Raw genomic sequence first — 20,528 nt, forward strand, 5'->3', positions numbered from 1 at the left:
CGCGCTTGAGATCGATATGGCGTCGCGCGGCGAGCCACACGCCTGAGGAAGTCACGAGACCCATAGTGCCACGCGCGGTTGCGCCGCGTCTACTTGGGCATACTTTTCCTCACCCTGAGGCAAAGCCCGCGAGCGGAGCATTCCCGGCGAACGCGCATCATGGACGGGTGAGTGACATGGCGGTCGGTGCCGAGGCGGAGGCCGTGCAGCGGGCCTGTGGTGCGGTCGACGAGACGACACCGTTCGGGCTGTACATCCACGTGCCGTTCTGCGCCACGCGCTGCGGTTACTGCGACTTCAACACGTACACGGCCGGCGAACTCGGTTCGTCGTCGTCGCCGGACTCCTGGCAGGACGCGGTGGCGTCGGAACTGAAGGCCGCGGCACGACTCCTGACACCGACACGGCCGGTGTCGACGATCTTCGTCGGAGGCGGCACGCCGTCGCTGCTGGGCGCGGACGGCCTGACCCGGCTCCTCGACACCGTGCGCGAACATTTCCGGCTCGCCGAGGACGCCGAGGTGACCACCGAGTCGAATCCGGAGTCCACGTCGCCGGAGTTCTTCGACGGATTGCGCCGGGCCGGTTTCACCCGGATCTCCCTGGGTATGCAGTCGGCGGCCCCGCATGTGCTCGCCACACTCGACCGGACGCATACGCCCGGCCGCGCGGTGGCGGCGGCACGCGAGGCGTCGGCCGCCGGATTCGAGCACGTCAATCTCGATCTCATCTACGGCACACCGGGGGAGAGCGACGCGGATCTGCACGCCAGCCTCGACGCGGCGCTGTCGGCGCCCATCGATCATGTGTCCGCGTACGCCCTGATCGTCGAGGACGGCACGGCTCTGGCGCGGCGCATCCGGCGCGGCGAGATGCCCTCGCCGGACGACGATGTCCTGGCCGACCGGTATCGCATTCTCGACGATCGGCTCTCCGAGGCGGGATTCGGCTGGTACGAGGTCTCGAACTGGGCCCGGGGCGACGCGACGGCGGAGTGCAGGCACAACCTCGCCTACTGGCACGGACACGACTGGTGGGGCGTCGGTCCGGGCGCGCATTCGCATGTCAACGGAGTCCGCTGGTGGAACCGCAAACATCCGGCGCGCTACGCCGACGTACTCGCGTCCGGAGACCTTCCGGTCGACGGTGCGGAGGCGCTCGACGCCGCCGACCGCCACACGGAGTCGGTGATGCTGCGGATGCGCTGCCGGGACGGCCTACCGAAAGCTCTTCTCGGACAAGCGGAATTGTCGGTGGCCGAGCGGATCGTCGCCGACGGTCTGCTCATCGACGACGGCAGCACCCTGGTCCTCACCGATCGCGGACGTCTACTCGCCGATGGCGTCGTCCGCGACATCCTGCTCGCCAACGACTGACGTGACGCGCGTTCCCTGGTGCGTCACCACCCGCGGGGCGCCTTCGGGGTGGACCAGCCGGTGGACCGGGGGATGGCCCGTCGATGAGCGCCGGGTGCCGTCGGCCCGGGCAGCGGCGCGTCGGGAAATGACGCGGGGCGCACCGGGCCGGTCTCGGCGGCAGCCGCCAACTGGTCGTCGAGCGACGGGGCGTCGGCGCCGAGGTCGAACGAGTCCAGGTCGAGCATGCGGGCGTGGATGACGTGCCGGTTGCGCAGGGCGGATCGCACCGCCCGGTGCAGGCCGTCCTCCAGATAGAGGTTGCCCTCCCACCGGACGACGTGAGAGAAGAGATCCCCGTAAAAGGTCGAGTCCTCACTCAGCAGACGGTCCAGTGCCAGGACCGTCGTGATGGTGATCAACTCGTCGAGGCGGAACTGCCGGGGCGGGATCTTCGCCCAGGACCGACCGGACAGGTCATGGTCGGGATACGGCTTGCCCTCCCGCACGCCCTTGAAGATCATCCGCGTTTCCTGACACTTCGTAAGATGGATGTCACCTACTGTCGACGTTTGTCGACGACATCGATGTAACGGCCCGCCATCACTCTATGGCAGCCCCGGACCGGGAGGAGCGTGTCGCGTGACGACGACCGACGATCGCCGTTTCGAGATCCTGCGCGCGATCGTGACCGACTACGTCGACACGCAGGAGCCGGTGGGATCCAAGTCGCTCGTCGAACGCCATCAGCTCGGGGTGTCGAGTGCGACGGTGCGCAACGACATGGCGGTCCTCGAGGCCGAGGGCTACATCACGCAGCCGCACACCAGTTCGGGGCGCGTGCCCACGGACAAGGGCTACCGGATGTTCGTCGACCGCATCAGCGAGATCAAGCCGTTGTCCGCGGCGGAACGACGAGCGATCCTGTCGGTCCTCGACTCCGGCGTGGACCTCGACGACGTCCTGCGGCGCTCGGTGAAACTGCTGGCCCAGCTGACCCGGCAGGTCGCGGTCATCCAGTATCCGGTGCTGTCGCTGGCGACGGTGCGTCATCTCGAAGTCGTGTCACTGTCGCCGTCGAGGCTGTTGCTCGTGGTGATCACCGACAACGGGCGCGTCGAACAACGCATGGCCGCACTCGCCGACGACCTGGCCGAGGACGACCACATCAGGCTGCGTGACATGTTCTCGGGAGCCTTGCACGGCAAGCGCCTCGAGGATGCGTCGGCCGCGGTGGCCGATCTCGCCAACAACGCTCCCAAGGACATCCGTGACGCCGTCATCGCGGTCGCCACGGTCCTGGTCGAAACGCTGGTCGAACGCGGTGACGATCGTCTGGTGCTCGGCGGGACACCGAACCTGGCGCGCTCCGCCGCCGACTTCACGCCGGTCGTCGGCGGCATGGACTCCGTGCTCGATGCCCTCGAGGAGCAGGTCGTCGTCCTCAAGCTGCTCACCAGCTCGCAGCGGATGGGCGGGGTCACCGTCCAGATCGGCGAGGAGACCCAGACCGAGAACCTGCGTGGCACGTCGGTGGTGTCGACCGGGTACGGTGCATCGGGCACCGTCTTCGGTGGCCTCGGTGTGCTCGGGCCCACCCGGATGGACTATCCGGGAACAATCGCCTCGGTCGCAGCCGTTGCCAAGTATGTCGGCGAAGTCCTGGCCGAGCGTTGATCGCTGTCCGCTCCCGGATGTCCGCCGCGTGACGCCCTGCCCATGAAGGCTCTGCCCGGCGGGGCGGAGCCGTCAACGAGAACAACGCGACCAGCGTGAGACGAAGGATCAGACACCGTGGCACGTGACTACTACGGAATCCTGGGTGTGTCCAAGGATGCGAGCGACCAGGAGATCAAGCGCGCCTACCGCAAAAAGGCCCGTGAGCTGCATCCCGACGTCAATCCCGGCGAGGAGGAGCGTTTCAAGGAGGTGAGCACCGCGTATGAGGTGCTCACCGATCCGGAGAAGCGCCGCATCGTCGATGCCGGCGGCGACCCACTCGCCGGTGCGGGAGCCGGTGGCGGTTTCGGAGGTTTTGCCGGCGGTGGCCTCGGCGACGTTTTCGAGGCGTTCTTCGGCTCCGGTGGCGGTGGTTTCGGAGGCGGGTTCGGCTCCGGCCGCGGCCCCCGCAGCAGGGTGCAGCCCGGTGAACCCGCCCTCGTCGGCGTCGAACTCGATCTCGAGGAGTGCGCGGCCGGTGTGAACCGGGAGATCACCGTCGACACCGCGATCCTCTGCGACATCTGCCACGGCGCGGGCACCAATGGCACGTCGAAGCCGGTCACCTGCGACACCTGCCACGGCGCGGGCGAGATCCAGGCGGTGCAGCGTTCGTTCCTCGGGCAGGTCATGACCGTCCGCGAATGTCCGACCTGTCACGGCGTCGGCGAGGTCATCCCGGACCCGTGCCACAAATGCGGCGGCGACGGCCGCGTGCGTTCGCGTCGCACGCTCACCGTGAAGATCCCGGCCGGCGTCGAGAGCGGAATGCGCGTCCGGCTGGCCGGTCAGGGCGAGGTCGGTCCGGGCGGTGGTCCCGCCGGTGACCTGTACGTCGAGGTCGGTGAGCGCCCCGATGACGTGTTCGTGCGGGACAAGGACGACCTGCACTGCACCATCCGGGTGCCGATCGCCGATGCGGCTCTGGGCACCGAACTCGAGATCGACACGATCCTGAACGGGTCGGCGCGCATCGTCGTCGACCCCGGCACGCAGCCGGGCCACGTGGTGAAGGTCAAGGGGCAGGGCATGCCCCACCTCAACACCGGTGTTCGCGGCAACCTGCATGCACACCTCGACGTGGTGGTGCCGACGAAACTCGATGCCGCACAAGCAGATGCGCTCCGGCAGTACCGCGAGGTGGCCGGTGACGAGGCCGAGGTGGTCAGCGCCGCGCACAACGGCGCCGCCACCGGTGGCCTGTTCTCCCGCCTGCGCAACGCCTTCGCCGGACGCTGAGCGGGTTCGCGTGAGTCCACCGCTCTTCTGGGTCGACGAGATTCCGCCGGCCGGTTCCGACATCACCGTCGACGGGCCGGAGGGTCGCCATGCGGTGACCGTGACCCGACTGCGTGTCGGTGAGCCGATCATCGTCGGAGACGGGCGGGGGACACTGGCCCACTGCGAGGTCGGGGAGATCCGCGGCAAGGACACACTCGTCGCCCGGGCGCACACGGTGTCCGTGGCCGAGCCGGCCCGTCCGCTGGTGACCGTGGTGCAGGCGCTGCCGAAGTCCGAGCGCTCCGAGCTGGCCGTGGATCTGGCGACCGAGGCGGGCGCCGACCGCATCATTCCGTGGCAGGCCGCCCGCTGCGTCGCGCGCTGGACGGGCAAGGGCGACAAGACCGAGAAGGGCATCGCGAAGTGGAAGGCGGCCGCAGCCGCCGCCGCGAAGCAGAGCCGACGTGCGTGGATTCCCGAGATCGGGCCACTCGCGAGCACCACCGACGTCCGGGCACGATGCGCCGACGTCCTCGAACGCGGCGGAGTCGTCGTCGTCCTGCATGAGCACGGAGCGACACCCATCCGCGACCTCAACCTGGCCGACGCCGTCGAGATCCTGCTGGTGATCGGGCCCGAGGGCGGTCTCGACGACACGGAGGTCGCCGACCTGGCGGCGCTCGGCGCGACGTCGGTGATCCTGGGTCCCGAGGTCCTGCGCACCTCGACGGCGGCCGCCGTGGCGCTGGGCGCCATCGGGGTGCTCACCCGCCGGTGGGAGCGATGACCGCCGGGACGAAGCGGTGTGCGGTGCATCGGGACAAGGTCGAGTACGGCTCGGAACCCTCCCAGTTCGGCCACGTCTACTGCGCGCGGGAACTCACACCGGACGGCGGACCGGTGCCCGTCGTGGTGCTGATCCATGGCGGCTACTGGACGACGGAATTCGGTCTGACCATCGAGACCGCCATCGCCCGCCTGCTCGCTGAGCGGGGCGCCATCGTGTGGAACGTGGAATACCGGCGCGTCGGTGAGCCCGGCGGCGGATGGCCGGACACCGGACGGGACGTGGTGGCCGCGCTCCGCGCCCTCGACGGGCCCGTCCGTGACGTGATCCCGCCCGAGCTGTCCGGTCGCGTCGACTGGAATTCGGTTGCCGTGGTGGGACATTCGGCCGGCGGTCAGCTTGCGATCTGGTCGGTGGCGCAACTCGCAGCGCGTACGGGGAAGACGAGAATCCGGACGGTGATCGCACAGTCGGCGGCACTCGATCTGGAGTCCGGTGCGGATCGTCCTTCTATCCAGGGGCTCATGGGGCGGCCCATCGAGGAGATTCCGCACCGTTACCGAGAAGCGTCGCCGATACGGCAGGAGCCGTTCGACGCACATGTCGTCGCCCTGCACACCGAACTCGACGACGCGATACCACTCGCCGCCAGCCGTCGTTACGTCGAGGAGGTGACGGCGCGCGGACAGTCCGCCGAACTCGTCGTCGTGCCCGGCGAGGGCCACGACGCATTCGTCGACCCGCGCAGCGCCGCCACCCGGCAGACGGTACGGCTGCTGGGCCTGTGATCCGACCCGTGCCCGTTCGCCGTGCCGGCGCCGCCGGAATATTGGCTGCTGGTCACGGGTTCAACCGCGATAGACTGAGCGCAGTCGGCGCATGGGGCGCCGGAACGACCTGAAGGAGTGATCTCATACGTGAGTGACGACATACCCGACGTGAGCGCGCAGCCGAGCGACACTCCAGCGGGCCGATCGGTCACCTCGAATGTGGAAATCTCTCCGGGGGTCGTGTTCGGGCTGCTCGGTGCCAGCGACGTGAATCTGCGTACCCTCGAACAACTTCTGCCCGCCGATATCCATGTCCGCGGCAATCAGGTGACGCTGACCGGTGAGCCTGCCGATGTCGCCGCATCCGAGCGGGTTCTCGCCGAACTCGTCGACCTGGTCGGCCGGGGTACACCGTTGTCGCCGGATCTGGTGCGGCACAGCGTCTCCATGCTGTCCGAAGGCGTCAGCGAATCACCGGCCGAGGTGCTGTCGCTGGACATCCTGTCGCGACGCGGTAAGACGATCCGGCCGAAGACCCTGAATCAGAAGCGCTACGTGGACGCAATCGACGACAACACCATCGTCTTCGGTCTCGGCCCCGCGGGCACCGGCAAGACCTACCTCGCGATGGCGAAGGCCGTCCAGGCGCTGCAGGCGAAGACCGTGAACCGGATCATCCTCACACGTCCCGCCGTGGAGGCCGGTGAGCGTCTCGGCTTCCTGCCCGGCACCCTGAGCGAGAAGATCGATCCCTACCTGCGTCCCCTGTACGACGCCCTGCACGACATGATGGATCCGGAGTCGATCCCCAAGCTGATGGCCGCGGGCGTGATCGAGGTCGCGCCGCTGGCCTATATGCGCGGCCGCACCCTGAACGACGCGTTCATCATCCTCGACGAGGCGCAGAACACGACCAGCGAGCAGATGAAGATGTTCCTCACCCGCCTCGGTTTCGGCTCCAAGGTGGTCGTGACCGGCGACGTGACGCAGGTCGATCTGCCGGGCGGCGCACAGAGCGGTCTGAACGCCGCGACCCGCATCCTCGAAGGCATCGACGACATCCATTTCGCCGAGCTGACCAGTGCCGACGTGGTGCGCCACCGGCTCGTCGCCGACATCGTCGACGCATACGGCCGCGCCGAGGAGGCCGGCCGGACCGCGGGCAATCGCACCGCGCGTCGTGCCGCCGGTCAGGGCCGCCGCTCATGAGTATCGAGCTGGCCAACGAATCGGGCGTCGAGGTTCCGGCGGAGCTGATCATCGATGCGGCACGGTTCGCCATCGCCGAGATGGATGTGCATCCGGGCGCCGAGCTGTCGGTGGTGTGCGTCGACGAGGACGTGATGGCCGACATGCACGTGCAGTGGATGGATCTGCCCGGCCCGACGGACGTCATGAGCTTCCCGATGGACGAATTGGTTCCCGGTGGTCGCCCGGACTCCGCCGAACCAGGTCCGGCCATCCTGGGTGACATCGTGCTGTGCCCGGAATTCGCTGCGCGACAGGCGAAGACCGCCAAGCGATCCTTCGAGCACGAGCTCGCCATGCTCACCATTCACGGTGTCCTGCATCTTCTCGGCTACGACCACGCCGAGGCCGAGGAGGAGAAGGAGATGTTCGGGTTGCAGAACCGCATCCTCGAGGAGTTCTACGCGTTGCGGCACCGGCAGGCACAGGCCCGCAGGCAATCCGACCGGGACAGCAAGTTGCTCAGCGACATCGGGTTCGCCGATCGGGGACAGGCACCCGTGCGGCCGGCGCCCGAGGACAGCTGATCGTGTCGACCGATATCGCCTTCATCGTCGCCGCGGCGATCCTGCTGCCTCTCGGCGGTCTGTTCGCCGCCATCGACGCGGCCCTCACCACGGTGTCGATGGCTCGTGTCGAGGACATGGTCAAGGAAGGCCGCACCGGAGCGGCCCGGCTCGCCGCCGTCCTGCACGGCCGGGCCACCTACGTCGGCCTCGCCGTGCTGTTGCGTATGGCGTGCGAGACCGCGGCGGTCGCCCTGGTCACCCTGACCGTCACGGACTGGCTCGGCATCGGCTGGGGACTGTTCGTCACCATCGTCGGCATGGCCGTCATCGCGTATGTCGCGGTCGGCGTCGGACCACGGACTCTCGGACGCCAGGACGCCTACAGCATCGCGCTGTCCTCGGCGATCCTGTTGCAGGGCATCGGCATCCTGTTCAAACCGATCACCCGGCTGCTGATCCTGATCGGTAACGCGGTCACCCCCGGCAAGGGATATCGCAACGGGCCCTTCGCCACCGAGGTCGAGCTGCGGGAGGTCGTGGACCTGGCCGAGGCGCGTGGAGTGGTGGCCGAGGGCGAGCGGCGGATGATCCAGTCGGTCTTCGACCTCGGTGACACGAACGCACGCGAGGTGATGGTTCCGCGCACCGAGATGATCTGGATCGAGCAGGACAAGACCGCCGCGCAGGCCGTCAATCTGGCTGTGCGGTCCGGTCATTCGCGGATCCCGGTGATCGGGGAGAACCCGGACGACATCGTGGGCGTCGTCTACCTCAAGGATCTGGTCGCCGGTGGCCGTGCGATGGATGCGCCGGTGCGGGACTTCATGCGGCCCGCCGAGTTCATCCCGGACTCCAAGCCCCTCGACAAGGTTCTCGCCGACATGCAGCGCACGCGGAATCACATGGCGATGCTGGTCGACGAGTACGGCGGCATCGCAGGCCTGGTCACCATCGAGGACGTCCTGGAGGAGATCGTCGGCGAGATCACCGACGAATACGACACCGATGAGGTCGCGCCCGTGGAAGAACTCGACAACGGTGACTACCGGGTGTCGGCGCGACTGCCCGTCGAGGATCTCGGCGAACTGTTCCATCTCGACATCGATGACGACGACGTCGAGACGGTCGGCGGGCTGGTCGGCCTGGCGCTGGGCCGGGTACCGCTGCCCGGTGCCCGCGTCGAGTCCCACGGCCTGCTGCTGGTCGCCGAAGGGGGGCCGAATCGGCAAGGGCGGCAGCGCATCACGACGGTACTGGTCAGCCGGGTCCCGGAGCCGGAGGACGACGAGGAGGCGGATGCGTCCGCCGACGAGGAAGTGAGGACCGGACGTGACTGAGGTGACCGGCGAACAGATCCCGGACGAGGACCAGAAACTGGTGGTGCTCGCACGCGGGGCGCTGGCACGGGCCGGTGCACCGTCGGGAGCGGCGGTCCGCGATGGCGACGGCCGAACCTACGCGGGCGCACAGGTCCGCAGGGAAACCCTGGCTCTGTCCGGCCTGCAGGTCGCGGTGGCGAGTGCGCTGTCGAGCGGCGCGGAGACCTTCGAGGCGGCAGTGGTCGTCAACGGTTCCGACGACGACCCGGGACTGGCAACGCTCGCCGAGGTCAGTCCGTCCGCGTACGTGATCTTCACCGATCGCACGGGCACCCCGACGAATCGCCTGGACGGTGATCGATGAGTGAATTCCGCTCCGGTTTCATCTGTTTCGTCGGCAGACCGAATACCGGCAAGTCGACGCTGATCAACGCTCTCGTCGGCGAGAAGATCGCGATCACCTCGAATCGCCCGCAGACCACCCGGCACACCATCCGCGGCATCGTGAACCGCCCGGATGCCCAGCTCATCCTCGTTGACACCCCCGGTCTGCACCGCCCGCGCACGCTCCTCGGGCAGCGTCTGAACGATCTCGTGCGCGACACCTACGCCGAGGTCGACGTGATCGGCGTGTGCGTCCCCGCGGACGAGGCGATCGGTCCCGGTGATCGGCGGATCGTCGCGCAGGTGCGTGAGGCGGCGCCCAATGCCACCATCCTCGGCATCGTCACCAAGATCGACCGGGTGACGCCCGACAAGGTCGCGGCACAATTGATGGCGCTCTCCGAACTGCTGGGGCCGTCGTCGGAGGTCGTCCCGGTGTCGGCGAAGTCCGGCAAGCAACTCGACGTCCTCGCCGACGTCCTCGTCTCGCTGATGGAGCCGGGGCCGGCGTTCTACCCGGACGGAGAGATCACCGACGAGCCCGACGAGGTGCTGATGGCGGAGTACATCCGCGAGGCGGCCCTCGAAGGTGTGCGCGACGAACTGCCGCACTCGCTCGCGGTGGTGATCGAGGAGATCATCCCTCGTGAGGACAGCGACATCCTGGACGTTCACGCGATTCTCTACGTGGAGCGGGACAGCCAGAAGGGCATTGTCATCGGGCACCGTGGAGCCCGCCTGAAGGAGGTGGGTAGCGTCGCTCGTAAGCAGATCGAGAAACTGCTGGACAGCAAGGTGTACCTGGATCTGCATGTGAAGGTTGCCAAGGACTGGCAGCGGGATCCGAAACAGCTGGGACGAATGGGTTTCTGACCGGGCGGGGCCGGACGACGAACAGGGAGACAGCAGTGGCGCGTCACGAGTCCGACGACACCGTCGAGCAGGGGGAGCACGGTCAGCACGAGCGGCCCGAGGAGGATCAGAGAGCGGGCCAAACCATCGCAGGCGTTCTCCGGTCCCCACGATTCTGGCTGGCGCCGCTGCTGCTCGTCGTGGTCGTGATGTCGTTGATGGGCGCCATGTACATGGGTGCCGTCGCCGATCCCGAGAAGAATCTGCATGACTTCCCGATCGGGATCGTCAACGAGGATCAGGGCGGCGAGGTCGAGAACGCCGACGGGTCGAAGTCCGAGCAGAACTTCGGTGAGCAGATCACCAAGGGAGTGATCGAGTCGGCGGCGAAGAGCGGTATCGACGTCCGTCGTGCCGACCGCGTGTCGGCGCTGAACGACCTGAATTCCGGCAAGGTGTACGGCGTCGTCATCATCGAGTCGAACTTCACCAACCGTGCCGTCAGCCTCGGGCGTTCGGCGGTTCTGCAGGCTCAGCCGGAGCGGCTGTCGGTCAATGTCTTCATCAACCGCGGATCGGGCACCTTCGCCTCCGCGGTGACCACCACGTTCGCCGAGCGGGTGTCCGACGAGGTCAACAAGCAGGTCGGCGATCAACTCGTGGCCACCGTGCGTGAGCAGCTGGCCAAGGCGGATGTGCCGTTCTCCGGCGCGGCGCAGCTCGCGCTCTCGAGTCCGGTGGACGTCAAGGTCGTGGAGCCCACCCCGTTGCCGGACGGCTCGGGTAACGGCCTGTCTGCGTTCTATTTCACGATCCTGCTCGTCCTCGCCGGCTTCACCGGGGCCATGATGGTCAGCGTCGTGGTCGACGGCATGCTGGGGCAGGCGCCGATCGAGTACGGACCGTTCTATCACCTGCGCAACAGGCTGGCCATTTCGCGCTGGGGCACCCTCACCGCCAAGTGGACGATCATGGTGCTCGTCGCGGTCGTGCAGTCGGCGATGTTCATCGGGGTGTGTGCCGCGGTCGGCACCCCCTTACCGAACGCCTTCATACTGTGGATATTCTCCGCGCTGGCGATCGCCGCGATCGGTATCTCGGCGAGTTCGATGATGGCGGTGTTCGGCAACGTCGGCCTGATCCTGAACCTGATCTTCTTCGTGATCCTCGGTCTGCCGTCGTCGGGCGGAACCCTGCCGCTGGAGGCCAGCCCGAAGATCTTCACCTGGTTCGCGGCCATCGAGCCGATGCACATCGTCTACCTCGGTGTGCGGGCGATCCTGTACTTCGACGCCGATCTCGGTGCCGGACTGGGCAGGTCGATCATCCAGGGCGTCATCGGTTTGATCCTGGGTGCGTTGCTCGGACTGATCGGGACGAAGGTCTACGACCGGAAGGGCTGGCACCGCTATCCCGGAGGCATGACGCTGCCGCCGCGCCTGGCGCGCATCGTCGAGTCGTAGGAAGCCCTCAGGCCTGTAGGTCGACGACGACCTTCACGTCGTCCTGAGGTTCGAAGGCCTCGAGTGCGCGTGACAGCGGGACCTTGCGGGTTATCAAGGAGCGCAACCACTCCGGGTCGCTGCGGCCGAGCGCCTCGGCCGCGGCTCGCCAGTGATCGACGCTCGCGTTGACGCTGCCCACGAGCACGACGTTGTCGAGGACGATCTGCTTGCCGACGGCGGCCAGGTCGATCGTGGTGTCGTCGGGACCGTCGTGCATACCGAGGAGACAGACGATCTCGTACGGGGTGACGTGACCGAGAACCGCGGCGATGATGTCCGGCACCCCGGTGGTCTCGATGACGACATCGGGCCGAACCCGGTCGAGGACGTCGGCCAGCGGATCCGGGTGATAGTGCGCGCCGAGCTCCGCGACGAGTTCCGGTTTGCGTCCGTCCCGCACGATGTCGACGACGTGCACGTCGAGGCCGCGCTGATGTCCCAGGAGGCTTGCCAGCAGACCGATCGGTCCCGCACCGACGATGACCACCGTCCGCGGCTCGAACCACGCGCGCCCGCCGACGGCATCGACCTGTGCCCAGGCCTTGGCGACCACCGAGGCCGGCTCCAGCAATACGCCCGCATCACCGAGGGCCTCGTCGAGGGCGACCGTGTAGTCCGGTTCGCTCACCCAGCGCTGCGCGCCGAAACCGTCGAGTTCCTTGATGCCGCGCTCGGTGTACTCGCCGTTGCGGCACATATCGGCTTCACCGTGTGCGCAGGCGCCGCACGGAACCGGGTCGGGACGACGGACCACACCGGCGACGAGATCCCCCGGGACGAACCCGGAATCAGGTGGCGCGCTCACGACCCGGCCCAGCGATTCGTGTCCGATGATCAGTCGATCGTCGCCGGGCGGCGCCCACCCGTACGAACCGCTCGCCAGTTCGCGGTCGGTGCCGCAGATGCCCAGCAGCAGACCCTCGACGAGGATCTGGCCATCCGGTGCCTCCGCGTCGTCGACTTCGGTGACGGCCAGCGAATCAGCCTGTCCCGGTTGCACGGTCAGCGCGCGCATCATGATCCTCTCCGACGAGTTTCCGAACGATCGCCTTGTTGTACTTCTCCGTGTAGTGCTCGATGAGCGGTCCGTTGAAGAATGCGGTCGTCACCGTGCCGATGCCCACCTGACCGCCGAGCAGCCACGCGGCGAGCACGCAGAGAATGTCCTGGACGGCCCGGACATTCCGGTACTGCAGTCCGCTGCGCTTCACGATGATCGGTGCGATGGCATCGTAGGGCGAGGTGCCGACGCCGGCCGACATGTACGCGCTGGCCCCGAAGTCGAAGATCACGATGCCGATGACGAAGAACACCGCCTGACCCAGCATCGTCGGGTCGTCCGGAACGATTGGCCGGAGCAGATCGGCGAACCACCCGATGAAATAACCGGTCAGGATCATGTTGATCGCGGTGCCGATGCCGATCTGCTCGCGCCCGAAGGCGAGCACGACCGCGAAGAGCACGGCGTTGGTGATCAGCTGCATGGTGCCCAGGGTCAGCCCCAGCGTCTCGGTGAGACCGGTGTTCAGGGCCGTGAAGGGATCGACTCCGACGCCGCCGACGAGCATGACGGCGGCGCCGAAGCCCAGAACCGCGACCCCGAACAGCGCGTAGACGGACCGGATCGCCGTCTCGCGTGCGGGCATCGACGACATCAGCGGGCGCCCGGAAGTACCTTCCGCAATTGGAAGGCGTGCACGATCTCGGTGATGCCGAGAACCACCAGAAGGATTCCGGTCACCCAGATCAACGTGGTCAGGGATTCGATCGGGGTGGCGATGAGGATCGCGCCGCCCAAAAGGAAGAGCAGACCTTCGAGAATGGCGAGGAAGGTGGGAACCTGCGGCAGACCGGCCGAAAAGAGACGGCCCACGCCGGCGAAGACCCAGCCGATGCCGATCCAGACGGCGAGCAGGATGATCGCCTGGAAATCATCACGGAAGCAGAACAGGCCGAGAATGACCGCCAACGCGCCCGAGATCAGGGTGAGTGCCCGGACGCCGCCGGACATGTGGGCGGAGAAGCCCATGAACAGCTGTGTGAAACCGAGTATGAGGAGGTAGATGCCGAAGAGCACTCCGGCGACCAGGGTCGTCTGACCCGGCCACGCGAGAACGATGATGCCGACGACGACGGCCCCGACACCCAGACCGAGCAGAACCTTCCACGGAAGTCCCAGTATGTTGCGGAATGGCTCGTAATCCGATTCGGGCGTCCGTTCCGAATGAATACTCATGACGACTCCTTCTATGCGTTCCGGCGCAGACTATTTGATTGCGGGACTATCTGGGGGTGTCGCAGAATCATTAGTCGGCGTTAGCGGGAAATATGCAACTGCTATTCCGGGCGGTAAGTGCACCGTCCGTCGAGAATATTTTCTGGCGCGCTGACCTCACCGTAACAGTGCTCCAGACAATCCGCGACAGCGATGGCCGCGACGGTTGGTCCGAAAGAACACGCGAAAAGTATGTGCCCGTGGATGGGACGCCTGCTGCTACACGAGCAGACAGCGGTGCGGGGGGATTCCGGCATGTTGGTGCGGTGTTGTCGCCCCGCGGTGGAACAATGTGACGGTGAGGTTCTATCGGGATGAGGCAGTGGTGCTCCGCCAGCACAAGCTGGGCGAGGCCGATCGCATCATCACGCTCCTCACCCAGGAACACGGTCTGGTGCGCGCCGTCGCCAAGGGCGTCCGGCGAACGCGATCGAAATTCGGTGCACGGCTCGAGCCGTTCGCACACGTCGACATCCATCTGTACCCCGGTCGCAACCTCGACGTGGTCACCCAGGTGGAGACCCTGAACGCGTTCGCCGACGCCATCGTCGCCGACTACGGCCGCTATACGACGGCCTGTGCGGTACTGGAAACCGCCGAGCGGCTGGCGGGCGAGGAACGTGCACCCGCGCCCGAACTGCACCGGTTGACCGTCGGTGCGCTGGGTGCACTGGCCGTACACCGCCGCGAGAATCAGCTGATCCTCGACGCCTACCTGCTGCGTGCGATGCATTGTGCGGGGTGGATGCCCACGCTCGACGAATGTGCGCGCTGCGCGACCCGCGGTCCGCACCGGGCCTTCCACGTCGCGGCCGGTGGTGCGGTGTGTATCCACTGCCGTCCGCCCGGTTCGGCGACACCGTCACCGGGCGTCCTGGATCTGATGGACGCGATGTTCCGCGGTCAGTGGGATCACGTCGACGGTGCGAGTACCTCGATGCAGCGGCAGGCAAGTGGGCTGACCGCGGCACATCTGCAGTGGCATCTGGAACGTCAGCTCCGAACCCTGCCGCTCATCGAGCGGGAAGCACCTCATAGGCTGGTGAGCACCGCGTGAGAGGAGAGGGTTGATGGCGTTACGAGCCGGAAAACGACAGCCGGCGGCGGCGCCGGCGACCGCCGTCCGGCCGCCCGACCCCCACCCGAGCGGTGCAACCGCCCCGGCGATCCCGCCCGAATTCGTGCCCAACCATGTCGCACTGGTCATGGACGGCAACGGGCGGTGGGCTCAGGAGCGTGGTCTTCCGCGTACCGAAGGTCACAAGCGTGGCGAGGCCGTGCTGATGGACAGCGTGTGCGGTTGCATCGAACTCGGTGTGAAATGGCTGTCGGCCTATGCCTTTTCAACCGAGAACTGGTCGCGCAGTCCCGAGGAAGTGCGCTTCCTGATGGGATTCAACCGGGATGTGATCCGGCGGCGCCGCGACGAAATGCATGAGATGGGTGTCCGAGTGCGCTGGGCAGGCCGCAGGCCCAAGCTGTGGCGCAGCGTGATCCGCGAACTCGAGATCGCCGAAGAACTGACCAAGGACAACACGGTCATGACACTGACCATGTGCGTGAACTATGGTGGCCGTGCCGAGATCGCCGATGCGGCAAAGGAAATCGCGAGGCGCGCGGCGGCCGGGGAGATCGACCCGGAGCGGATCACCGAGGCGTCCTTCGCCCGCTACCTCGACGAACCGGATATGCCCGACGTCGATCTGTTCCTCCGTCCGTCGGGGGAGCAGCGGATCTCCAACTTCCTGCTGTGGCAGTCGGCGTATGCGGAGATGGTGTATCAGGAGAAGCTGTTTCCCGATTTCGATCGCCGGGACCTCTGGGACGCCTGCCTCGAATACGCGTCGCGGGATCGACGATTCGGTGGGGTGGCCCCGAAGTGACCGATGCCTCGCAGCAGGAGGAACTGCTGGCCCGGACGGTACGGCTGCTCGGCGAGCTGGGGGATGTCGGCGATGTCGATGCCGACTCCGTGGTCGTGCAGATCGGCACCACGCGGGCATCGGTGCGGGTGGTGCCGCTCGGGCCGGGGCTGGATGTCCTGTCGGTCACCCAGTTGGTCGCGCTGAATCTACCCAACACCGACGGTCTGCGGCATGACGTCGAAACTGCCGACGCCGCACTGAGTTTCGGTGCGTTGCGTCGCTCCGATCCGACCGGTGTCACCACCGACGTCCTGCAGTACTACACATTTCCGGCCGGGGCGCTCGACGATGTGCCGCTTCTGACCGTGCTGCACATCGTGCTGACGGCCGGCGCCGAAGTCGCGCGGTCATTGACCGGCGGCTGATCCGATCAGTGTCCGGCCTGGCAGTCGGCGCACCGACCGAAGACCTCGACCGTGTGATTGATGTCCGAGAACCCGTGCTGCGCGGCGACCTTCGCCGCCCACCGTTCCACCGGCTCGGCCTGCACCTCGACCGTCGTCCCGCACTGGCGGCACACCAGGTGGTGGTGATGGCCCGACGAGCAGTGCCGGTAGCGGGTTTCGCCGGAGCCGTCCCACAGCACGTCGATCTGCCCGGACTGGCTGAGCGCCTGCAGATTCCGGTACACGGTGGTCAGTCCGATCGACTGTCCCCGTGCCTTGAGCTGGTCGTGTAATTCCTGAGCCGACACGAAGTCGTCGGAGTCGGACAGTGCGTCGGCGATGGCGGCGCGCTGTTTCGTCGACCGGATGCCGGTGACGGGGCCGGTCGTGCTCATTCGTCGGCCGCCCGCGGCAGTGGTTCGGATTCGGCCGTGTGTGACTCCATCGAATGCTCCATCGCATCGCTGACAATGTGCGCGAGGTGGTCGTCGACGAGACGGTAGATGATCTCGCGGCCACTGCGCTCACCGTGGACCACACCGGCATCCTTGAGGACACGCAGATGCTGGCTCACCAGCGGCTGGCTGAGGCCGAGGGCGCCGACGAGTTCGTGCACACACTGGTTGTCGTCGCGTAGTGACAGGACGATGGCGATCCGGGTCGGCGAGGCCAGTGCGCGCAACAGGTCGGCGGCTGCCTCGGTCTGGACCGATGTGCGTCCCGAACTCCGGGCGTGACCGCCGGGCGGAGTCGTCCGCGTCATCGTGTCGCCTCATTCCGAACGTCGTGCCGCCGCCGGTACCTCCGAGGCGCTGACCTTCCATACTAAGGGAAATGATTGTCAGTCGCGTCTAGGGATCGCCGGAGCCGACGGACGAGGCACCGCCCGCCCGGCAAAGACCCCGCACCGACGGTGAGCCCGGATGCGACGGCTACCCTGTAGAGGTCCGATCCCTACCATTCACCTGGAGATCAGTTAGCCGTGGCCGCCCAGACCAACCGCGTCGAATCCGTCGTCAACCTCGCCAAACGCCGGGGACTGGTCTACCAGTGCGGTGAGATCTACGGCGGCACGAAGTCCGCCTGGGATTACGGCCCGCTCGGCGTGGAACTCAAGGACAACATCAAGCGACAGTGGTGGCGCACGATGGTCACGAGCCGCGACGACGTCGTCGGCCTCGATTCGTCGGTTATCCTGCCGCGGCAGGTGTGGGAGGCCTCCGGCCACGTCGAGGTGTTCACCGACCCGCTCGTCGAGTCCCTGCACACCCACAAGCGTTATCGCGCAGATCATCTGATCGAGGCGTACGAGGCCAAGCACGGCCACCCGCCGGCCAACGGCCTCGCCGACATCAATGATCCGGAGACCGGTCAGCCCGGCAATTGGACCGAGCCGCGCGCGTTCAGTGGTCTGCTGAAGACCTTCCTCGGTCCGGTCGACGACGAAGAGGGGCTGCACTACCTGCGTCCGGAGACCGCCCAGGGCATTTTCATCAACTTCAAGAACGTGATGACCACTGCGCGTAAGAAGCCGCCGTTCGGCATCGCGCAGATCGGCAAGAGTTTCCGCAACGAGATCACGCCCGGCAATTTCATCTTCCGCACGCGTGAGTTCGAGCAGATGGAGATGGAGTTCTTCGTCAAGCCGGGCGAGGACGAGGAGTGGCAGAAGTACTGGATCGACCAGCGCTTCAACTGGTACACCGATCTCGGTATCGACCCGGAGAACCTGCGGCTCTACGACCATCCCAAGGAGAAGCTCTCCCACTATTCGAAGTCCACTGTCGACGTCGAGTACAAATTCGGTTTCGCCGGGAATCCCTGGGGCGAGCTGGAAGGCATCGCGAACCGCACCGATTACGACCTCAGCACGCACAGCAAGGCGTCGGGTGAGGATTTGTCGTTCTTCGATCAGGCCACCGGCGAGCGCTATACGCCGTACGTCATCGAACCGGCCGCCGGTCTGACACGGTCCCTGATGGCGTTCCTGTGCGATGCGTATACCGAGGAGGAGGTGCCGAATGCCAAGGGCGGCACCGACACCCGCACGGTGTTGCGTCTCGATCGTCGCCTCGCGCCGGTGAAGGCCGCGGTACTGCCGTTGTCGCGCAACGAGAAACTCTCGCCCAAGGCGAAGGCGCTGGCCGACGAACTGCGCAAGCACTGGAGCGTCGAATTCGACGACGCCCAGGGCATCGGCAAGCGTTATCGGCGTCAGGACGAGATCGGTACGCCGTTCTGCGTCACGGTCGACTTCGACACCCTCGACGATCAGGCCGTCACCGTGCGCGAGCGCGACACCATGAGCCAGGAGCGAGTGGCGCTCGACAAGGTCGTCGAATACCTCGGTGCGCGCCTCGTCGGCGCCTGAGGGCTGGGCATTCGCTGTTCTCCTCTGTCATAGTTGAGAGAGCAGCCGGGTCCATGGGTGGACCGTTTTCGGCACCGGACAAGGGGTTCGGTGCGGGCTGTGGAGAGAGCGGGTTTTCGCGATGGCCGAGAGTGGCAAAGTAGTTCATTACGACACGAACCGTGGGTTCGGATTCCTGGCACCCGATAGCGGTGGTGCCGACGTGTTTCTTCACATCAATGACATCGATATCGACGAGAATCTCCTGAAGCCGGGGGCGAAGGTCGAATTCGACATCGAGGAGACCGACCGCGGTACCAAGGCGATCAATCTCGCGGTAACCGAAGAGGCCGCCGACGATCATTCGCATGCGCCCCGCGGAGACCGTCGCGATCGTCACGATCACGGACGCGGTGGCGATCGGCATGATCGCGGTTCCCGTGGCCCGCGCGCACGTGGCGGACGCGGCGGCTCGGGTCCACTGGATTCGTCGGCCTTCACCGAAGAGGTGACCGAGCTGTTGCTCGACTCGGCCGACGACCTGACCGCGGCACAGATCGTCGCGATCCGGCAGAACATCACCGACTTCGCCGTGGCGCGGGGCTGGGTGCTTGACTGACGCACACGCTCCGGAGGCTGCGGTCGGTGGACCGCCGACCGCAGGCTACGGGGCCGAAGCCCTCGAGCGACGGGTGCCCGAGGGCGACAAGACCGCGAGTCTGCCGGGTACGCGCACCGATCATCGCAGTGATTTCGCGCGGGACCGGGCGCGAGTGCTGCATTCGGCCGCGCTGCGGCGCCTGGCCGACAAGACGCAGGTCGTCGGTCCCCGGGAGGGCGACACGCCTCGCACCCGGCTGACCCACTCGCTGGAGGTCGGTCAGATCGGGCGCGGTATCGCGGTCGGGCTCGGTTGTGACCCGGACCTGGTGGAGCTCGCGGGCCTCGCCCACGACATCGGGCATCCGCCCTACGGACACAACGGTGAACGTGCGCTCGATGAGGTCGCCGCCGAGCACGGCGGCTTCGAGGGCAACGCGCAGAATCTGCGCATCCTGACCCGACTCGAACCGAAGATCCTGGACGCCGACGGTGCGAGCGCCGGGCTGAACCTGACCAGGGCTTCGCTCGACGCGGCCCTGAAGTATCCGTGGACCCGTTCGACTCCGGGGTCGAAATTCGGGGCCTACGACGACGACGCGGACATCCTGGCGTGGGTGCGCCGCGGCGCCCCCGAGGGCCGCCAGTGCATCGAGTCCCAGGTGATGGACTGGTCCGACGACGTGGCCTACTCGGTGCACGACCTCGAGGACGGCGTCATCTCCCATCGCATCGACCTGCGGTCACTGGCCGATCCGTCCGATCGCCGTGCACTCGCCGAGATCGGCACCAGTCAGTTCCGTGGACTGGACGAGAACGCGTTGATCGACGCCGCCGAACGGTTGTCGCGGATGGACATCGTGCGGGCCGTCGGCGCGTACGACGGCACACTCGATTCGTCGGTGGCGCTCAAACGGCTCACCAGTGAGCTCATCGGCCGCTTCGCCTCGGCCGCGGTGATGGGAACGCGCGCCGCGGCGGGCGACGCGCCGCTGTCCCGATTCGATGCCGACGTGACCGCGTCGCCACTCGTCGCAGCGGAGGTGGCCGTGCTCAAGACCATGGCCCTGCGGTTCATCTTCTCCAACGATCGGCATCGGGCCGTGCAGGACCGGCAGCGCGAACGTATCCACCGGGTCGCGACCTGGTTGCAGGCGGCGGCGCCGGGCGGCCTCGATCCGATCTTCGTGCCCATGTGGGAAGCGGCAGCCGACGACGGTGCGCGTATGCGTGTGATCGTGGATCAGATCGCGTCGATGACCGAGGGACGGCTGGAACGGACCGACCGGCAGAACTCGGGCGCTCAGGCACATCTCGGTTAGC

At 66.8% G+C, this 20,528-nt stretch carries 23 protein-coding genes; 17 read left to right on the top strand and 6 right to left on the bottom strand.

Features of this window, described 5'->3' with window-relative positions; all coding sequences use genetic code 11:
* Positions 1 to 176 precede the first annotated feature (176 nt).
* On the top strand, positions 177 to 1,376 hold the full coding sequence (hemW, locus tag AC4JJG_RS06800; RefSeq protein WP_495400502.1) for a radical SAM family heme chaperone HemW: 1,200 nt from the start codon (positions 177 to 179) through the stop codon (positions 1,374 to 1,376).
* Between the two features lie 23 nt (positions 1,377 to 1,399).
* Here the strand turns inward: hemW and AC4JJG_RS06805 are convergent, their stop codons facing one another.
* Positions 1,400 to 1,879, bottom strand: a complete 480-nt coding sequence (locus AC4JJG_RS06805) for a type II toxin-antitoxin system VapB family antitoxin (RefSeq protein ID WP_495400168.1) — start codon at positions 1,877 to 1,879, stop codon at positions 1,400 to 1,402.
* 118 nt (positions 1,880 to 1,997) lie between these two features.
* Here AC4JJG_RS06805 and hrcA point away from each other — a divergent pair, with 118 nt between their 5' ends.
* The 10 genes from hrcA to AC4JJG_RS06855 all read left to right on the top strand — a co-directional run bounded on the left by hrcA (position 1,998) and on the right by AC4JJG_RS06855 (position 11,627).
* Positions 1,998 to 3,032, top strand: coding sequence for a heat-inducible transcriptional repressor HrcA (hrcA, locus tag AC4JJG_RS06810; RefSeq protein ID WP_495400169.1), 1,035 nt, complete (start codon positions 1,998 to 2,000; stop codon positions 3,030 to 3,032).
* Between the two features lie 117 nt (positions 3,033 to 3,149).
* Entirely contained in the window at positions 3,150 to 4,313 is a 1,164-nt protein-coding gene (dnaJ, locus tag AC4JJG_RS06815; RefSeq protein ID WP_495400170.1) for a molecular chaperone DnaJ, read from the top strand.
* Between the two features lie 10 nt (positions 4,314 to 4,323).
* On the top strand, positions 4,324 to 5,082 hold the full coding sequence (locus AC4JJG_RS06820) for a 16S rRNA (uracil(1498)-N(3))-methyltransferase (protein ID WP_495400171.1): 759 nt from the start codon (positions 4,324 to 4,326) through the stop codon (positions 5,080 to 5,082).
* Positions 5,079 to 5,870, top strand: a complete 792-nt coding sequence (locus tag AC4JJG_RS06825; RefSeq protein WP_495400172.1) for an alpha/beta hydrolase family protein — start codon at positions 5,079 to 5,081, stop codon at positions 5,868 to 5,870. Before AC4JJG_RS06820 ends, AC4JJG_RS06825 begins: the two co-directional genes overlap by 4 nt.
* A 129-nt stretch (positions 5,871 to 5,999) precedes the next feature.
* Entirely contained in the window at positions 6,000 to 7,061 is a 1,062-nt protein-coding gene (locus AC4JJG_RS06830) for a PhoH family protein (protein WP_495400173.1), read from the top strand.
* The gene (gene ybeY, locus AC4JJG_RS06835) at positions 7,058 to 7,627 is read left to right on the top strand and encodes an rRNA maturation RNase YbeY (protein ID WP_495400174.1); all 570 of its coding nucleotides are present in this window, start codon (positions 7,058 to 7,060) and stop codon (positions 7,625 to 7,627) included. The genes AC4JJG_RS06830 and ybeY overlap by 4 nt, the downstream gene beginning before the upstream one ends.
* 2 nt (positions 7,628 to 7,629) lie before the next feature.
* Complete coding sequence (locus AC4JJG_RS06840; protein ID WP_495400175.1) at positions 7,630 to 8,946, top strand: hemolysin family protein; 1,317 nt, start codon at positions 7,630 to 7,632, stop codon at positions 8,944 to 8,946.
* Between the two features lies 1 nt (position 8,947).
* The gene (locus tag AC4JJG_RS06845) at positions 8,948 to 9,292 is read left to right on the top strand and encodes a cytidine deaminase-like protein (RefSeq protein ID WP_495400503.1); all 345 of its coding nucleotides are present in this window, start codon (positions 8,948 to 8,950) and stop codon (positions 9,290 to 9,292) included.
* Positions 9,289 to 10,185 (top strand): GTPase Era, encoded by an 897-nt coding sequence (gene era / locus AC4JJG_RS06850; protein ID WP_495400176.1) that lies wholly within the window; start codon positions 9,289 to 9,291, stop codon positions 10,183 to 10,185. The genes AC4JJG_RS06845 and era overlap by 4 nt, the downstream gene beginning before the upstream one ends.
* 35 nt (positions 10,186 to 10,220) lie before the next feature.
* The gene (locus AC4JJG_RS06855) at positions 10,221 to 11,627 is read left to right on the top strand and encodes a YhgE/Pip domain-containing protein (protein WP_495400177.1); all 1,407 of its coding nucleotides are present in this window, start codon (positions 10,221 to 10,223) and stop codon (positions 11,625 to 11,627) included.
* Between the two features lie 7 nt (positions 11,628 to 11,634).
* On the opposite strand, the gene AC4JJG_RS06860 is transcribed toward AC4JJG_RS06855, so the two are convergent.
* From AC4JJG_RS06860 to AC4JJG_RS06870, 3 genes are read right to left on the bottom strand one after another with little or no spacing between them, the layout of a single operon-like run.
* Complete coding sequence (locus AC4JJG_RS06860) at positions 11,635 to 12,687, bottom strand: glucose 1-dehydrogenase (protein WP_495400178.1); 1,053 nt, start codon at positions 12,685 to 12,687, stop codon at positions 11,635 to 11,637.
* Positions 12,650 to 13,315, bottom strand: coding sequence for a YczE/YyaS/YitT family protein (locus AC4JJG_RS06865; RefSeq protein WP_495400179.1), 666 nt, complete (start codon positions 13,313 to 13,315; stop codon positions 12,650 to 12,652). Before AC4JJG_RS06865 ends, AC4JJG_RS06860 begins: the two co-directional genes overlap by 38 nt.
* Before the next feature lie 8 nt (positions 13,316 to 13,323).
* A complete protein-coding gene (locus AC4JJG_RS06870) occupies positions 13,324 to 13,905 on the bottom strand; it encodes an HdeD family acid-resistance protein (protein ID WP_495400180.1) in 582 nt (193 codons plus the stop codon).
* Positions 13,906 to 14,242: 337 nt separating this feature from the next.
* Between AC4JJG_RS06870 and recO the strand changes: the two genes are divergently transcribed.
* The 3 genes from recO to AC4JJG_RS06885 are packed head-to-tail and all read left to right on the top strand — an operon-like array spanning position 14,243 to position 16,234.
* The gene (recO, locus tag AC4JJG_RS06875; protein ID WP_495400181.1) at positions 14,243 to 15,001 is read left to right on the top strand and encodes a DNA repair protein RecO; all 759 of its coding nucleotides are present in this window, start codon (positions 14,243 to 14,245) and stop codon (positions 14,999 to 15,001) included.
* Between the two features lie 13 nt (positions 15,002 to 15,014).
* Positions 15,015 to 15,827 (top strand): isoprenyl transferase, encoded by an 813-nt coding sequence (locus AC4JJG_RS06880; protein WP_495400182.1) that lies wholly within the window; start codon positions 15,015 to 15,017, stop codon positions 15,825 to 15,827.
* Positions 15,824 to 16,234, top strand: a complete 411-nt coding sequence (locus tag AC4JJG_RS06885; RefSeq protein WP_495400183.1) for a hypothetical protein — start codon at positions 15,824 to 15,826, stop codon at positions 16,232 to 16,234. Before AC4JJG_RS06880 ends, AC4JJG_RS06885 begins: the two co-directional genes overlap by 4 nt.
* A gap of 5 nt (positions 16,235 to 16,239) precedes the next feature.
* Here AC4JJG_RS06885 and AC4JJG_RS06890 read toward each other — a convergent pair whose 3' ends face one another.
* A complete protein-coding gene (locus tag AC4JJG_RS06890) occupies positions 16,240 to 16,650 on the bottom strand; it encodes a Fur family transcriptional regulator (RefSeq protein WP_495400184.1) in 411 nt (136 codons plus the stop codon).
* On the bottom strand, positions 16,647 to 17,018 hold the full coding sequence (locus AC4JJG_RS06895) for an ArsR/SmtB family transcription factor (protein WP_495400185.1): 372 nt from the start codon (positions 17,016 to 17,018) through the stop codon (positions 16,647 to 16,649). The genes AC4JJG_RS06890 and AC4JJG_RS06895 overlap by 4 nt, the downstream gene beginning before the upstream one ends.
* 219 nt (positions 17,019 to 17,237) lie before the next feature.
* Between AC4JJG_RS06895 and AC4JJG_RS06900 the strand changes: the two genes are divergently transcribed.
* The 3 genes from AC4JJG_RS06900 to AC4JJG_RS06910 all read left to right on the top strand — a co-directional run bounded on the left by AC4JJG_RS06900 (position 17,238) and on the right by AC4JJG_RS06910 (position 20,527).
* A complete protein-coding gene (locus tag AC4JJG_RS06900; protein ID WP_495400186.1) occupies positions 17,238 to 18,626 on the top strand; it encodes a glycine--tRNA ligase in 1,389 nt (462 codons plus the stop codon).
* A gap of 121 nt (positions 18,627 to 18,747) precedes the next feature.
* Entirely contained in the window at positions 18,748 to 19,224 is a 477-nt protein-coding gene (locus tag AC4JJG_RS06905; protein WP_495400187.1) for a cold-shock protein, read from the top strand.
* Positions 19,217 to 20,527 carry a deoxyguanosinetriphosphate triphosphohydrolase gene (locus AC4JJG_RS06910; protein WP_495400188.1) on the top strand — a complete coding sequence of 437 codons (1,311 nt, stop codon included), beginning with the start codon at positions 19,217 to 19,219 and terminating at the stop codon, positions 20,525 to 20,527. Before AC4JJG_RS06905 ends, AC4JJG_RS06910 begins: the two co-directional genes overlap by 8 nt.
* The last annotated feature ends 1 nt before the right edge of the window (position 20,528 follow it).

Source organism: Gordonia sp. B8661-1, from assembly GCF_059427765.1.

Excerpts from the sequence above, each read along its gene's own strand:
- hemW (WP_495400502.1), top strand. The coding sequence starts at position 177 with ATGGCGGTCGGTGCCGAGGCGGAGGCCGTGCAGCGGGCCTGTGGTGCG.
- AC4JJG_RS06805 (WP_495400168.1), bottom strand. The coding sequence starts at position 1,879 with ATGATCTTCAAGGGCGTGCGGGAGGGCAAGCCGTATCCCGACCATGAC.
- AC4JJG_RS06825 (WP_495400172.1), top strand. The coding sequence starts at position 5,079 with ATGACCGCCGGGACGAAGCGGTGTGCGGTGCATCGGGACAAGGTCGAG.
- ybeY (WP_495400174.1), top strand. The coding sequence starts at position 7,058 with ATGAGTATCGAGCTGGCCAACGAATCGGGCGTCGAGGTTCCGGCGGAG.
- era (WP_495400176.1), top strand. The coding sequence starts at position 9,289 with ATGAGTGAATTCCGCTCCGGTTTCATCTGTTTCGTCGGCAGACCGAAT.
- AC4JJG_RS06860 (WP_495400178.1), bottom strand. The coding sequence starts at position 12,687 with ATGATGCGCGCGCTGACCGTGCAACCGGGACAGGCTGATTCGCTGGCC.
- AC4JJG_RS06865 (WP_495400179.1), bottom strand. The coding sequence starts at position 13,315 with ATGCCCGCACGCGAGACGGCGATCCGGTCCGTCTACGCGCTGTTCGGG.
- AC4JJG_RS06870 (WP_495400180.1), bottom strand. The coding sequence starts at position 13,905 with ATGAGTATTCATTCGGAACGGACGCCCGAATCGGATTACGAGCCATTC.
- AC4JJG_RS06880 (WP_495400182.1), top strand. The coding sequence starts at position 15,015 with ATGGCGTTACGAGCCGGAAAACGACAGCCGGCGGCGGCGCCGGCGACC.
- AC4JJG_RS06890 (WP_495400184.1), bottom strand. The coding sequence starts at position 16,650 with ATGAGCACGACCGGCCCCGTCACCGGCATCCGGTCGACGAAACAGCGC.
- AC4JJG_RS06895 (WP_495400185.1), bottom strand. The coding sequence starts at position 17,018 with ATGACGCGGACGACTCCGCCCGGCGGTCACGCCCGGAGTTCGGGACGC.
- AC4JJG_RS06905 (WP_495400187.1), top strand. The coding sequence starts at position 18,748 with ATGGCCGAGAGTGGCAAAGTAGTTCATTACGACACGAACCGTGGGTTC.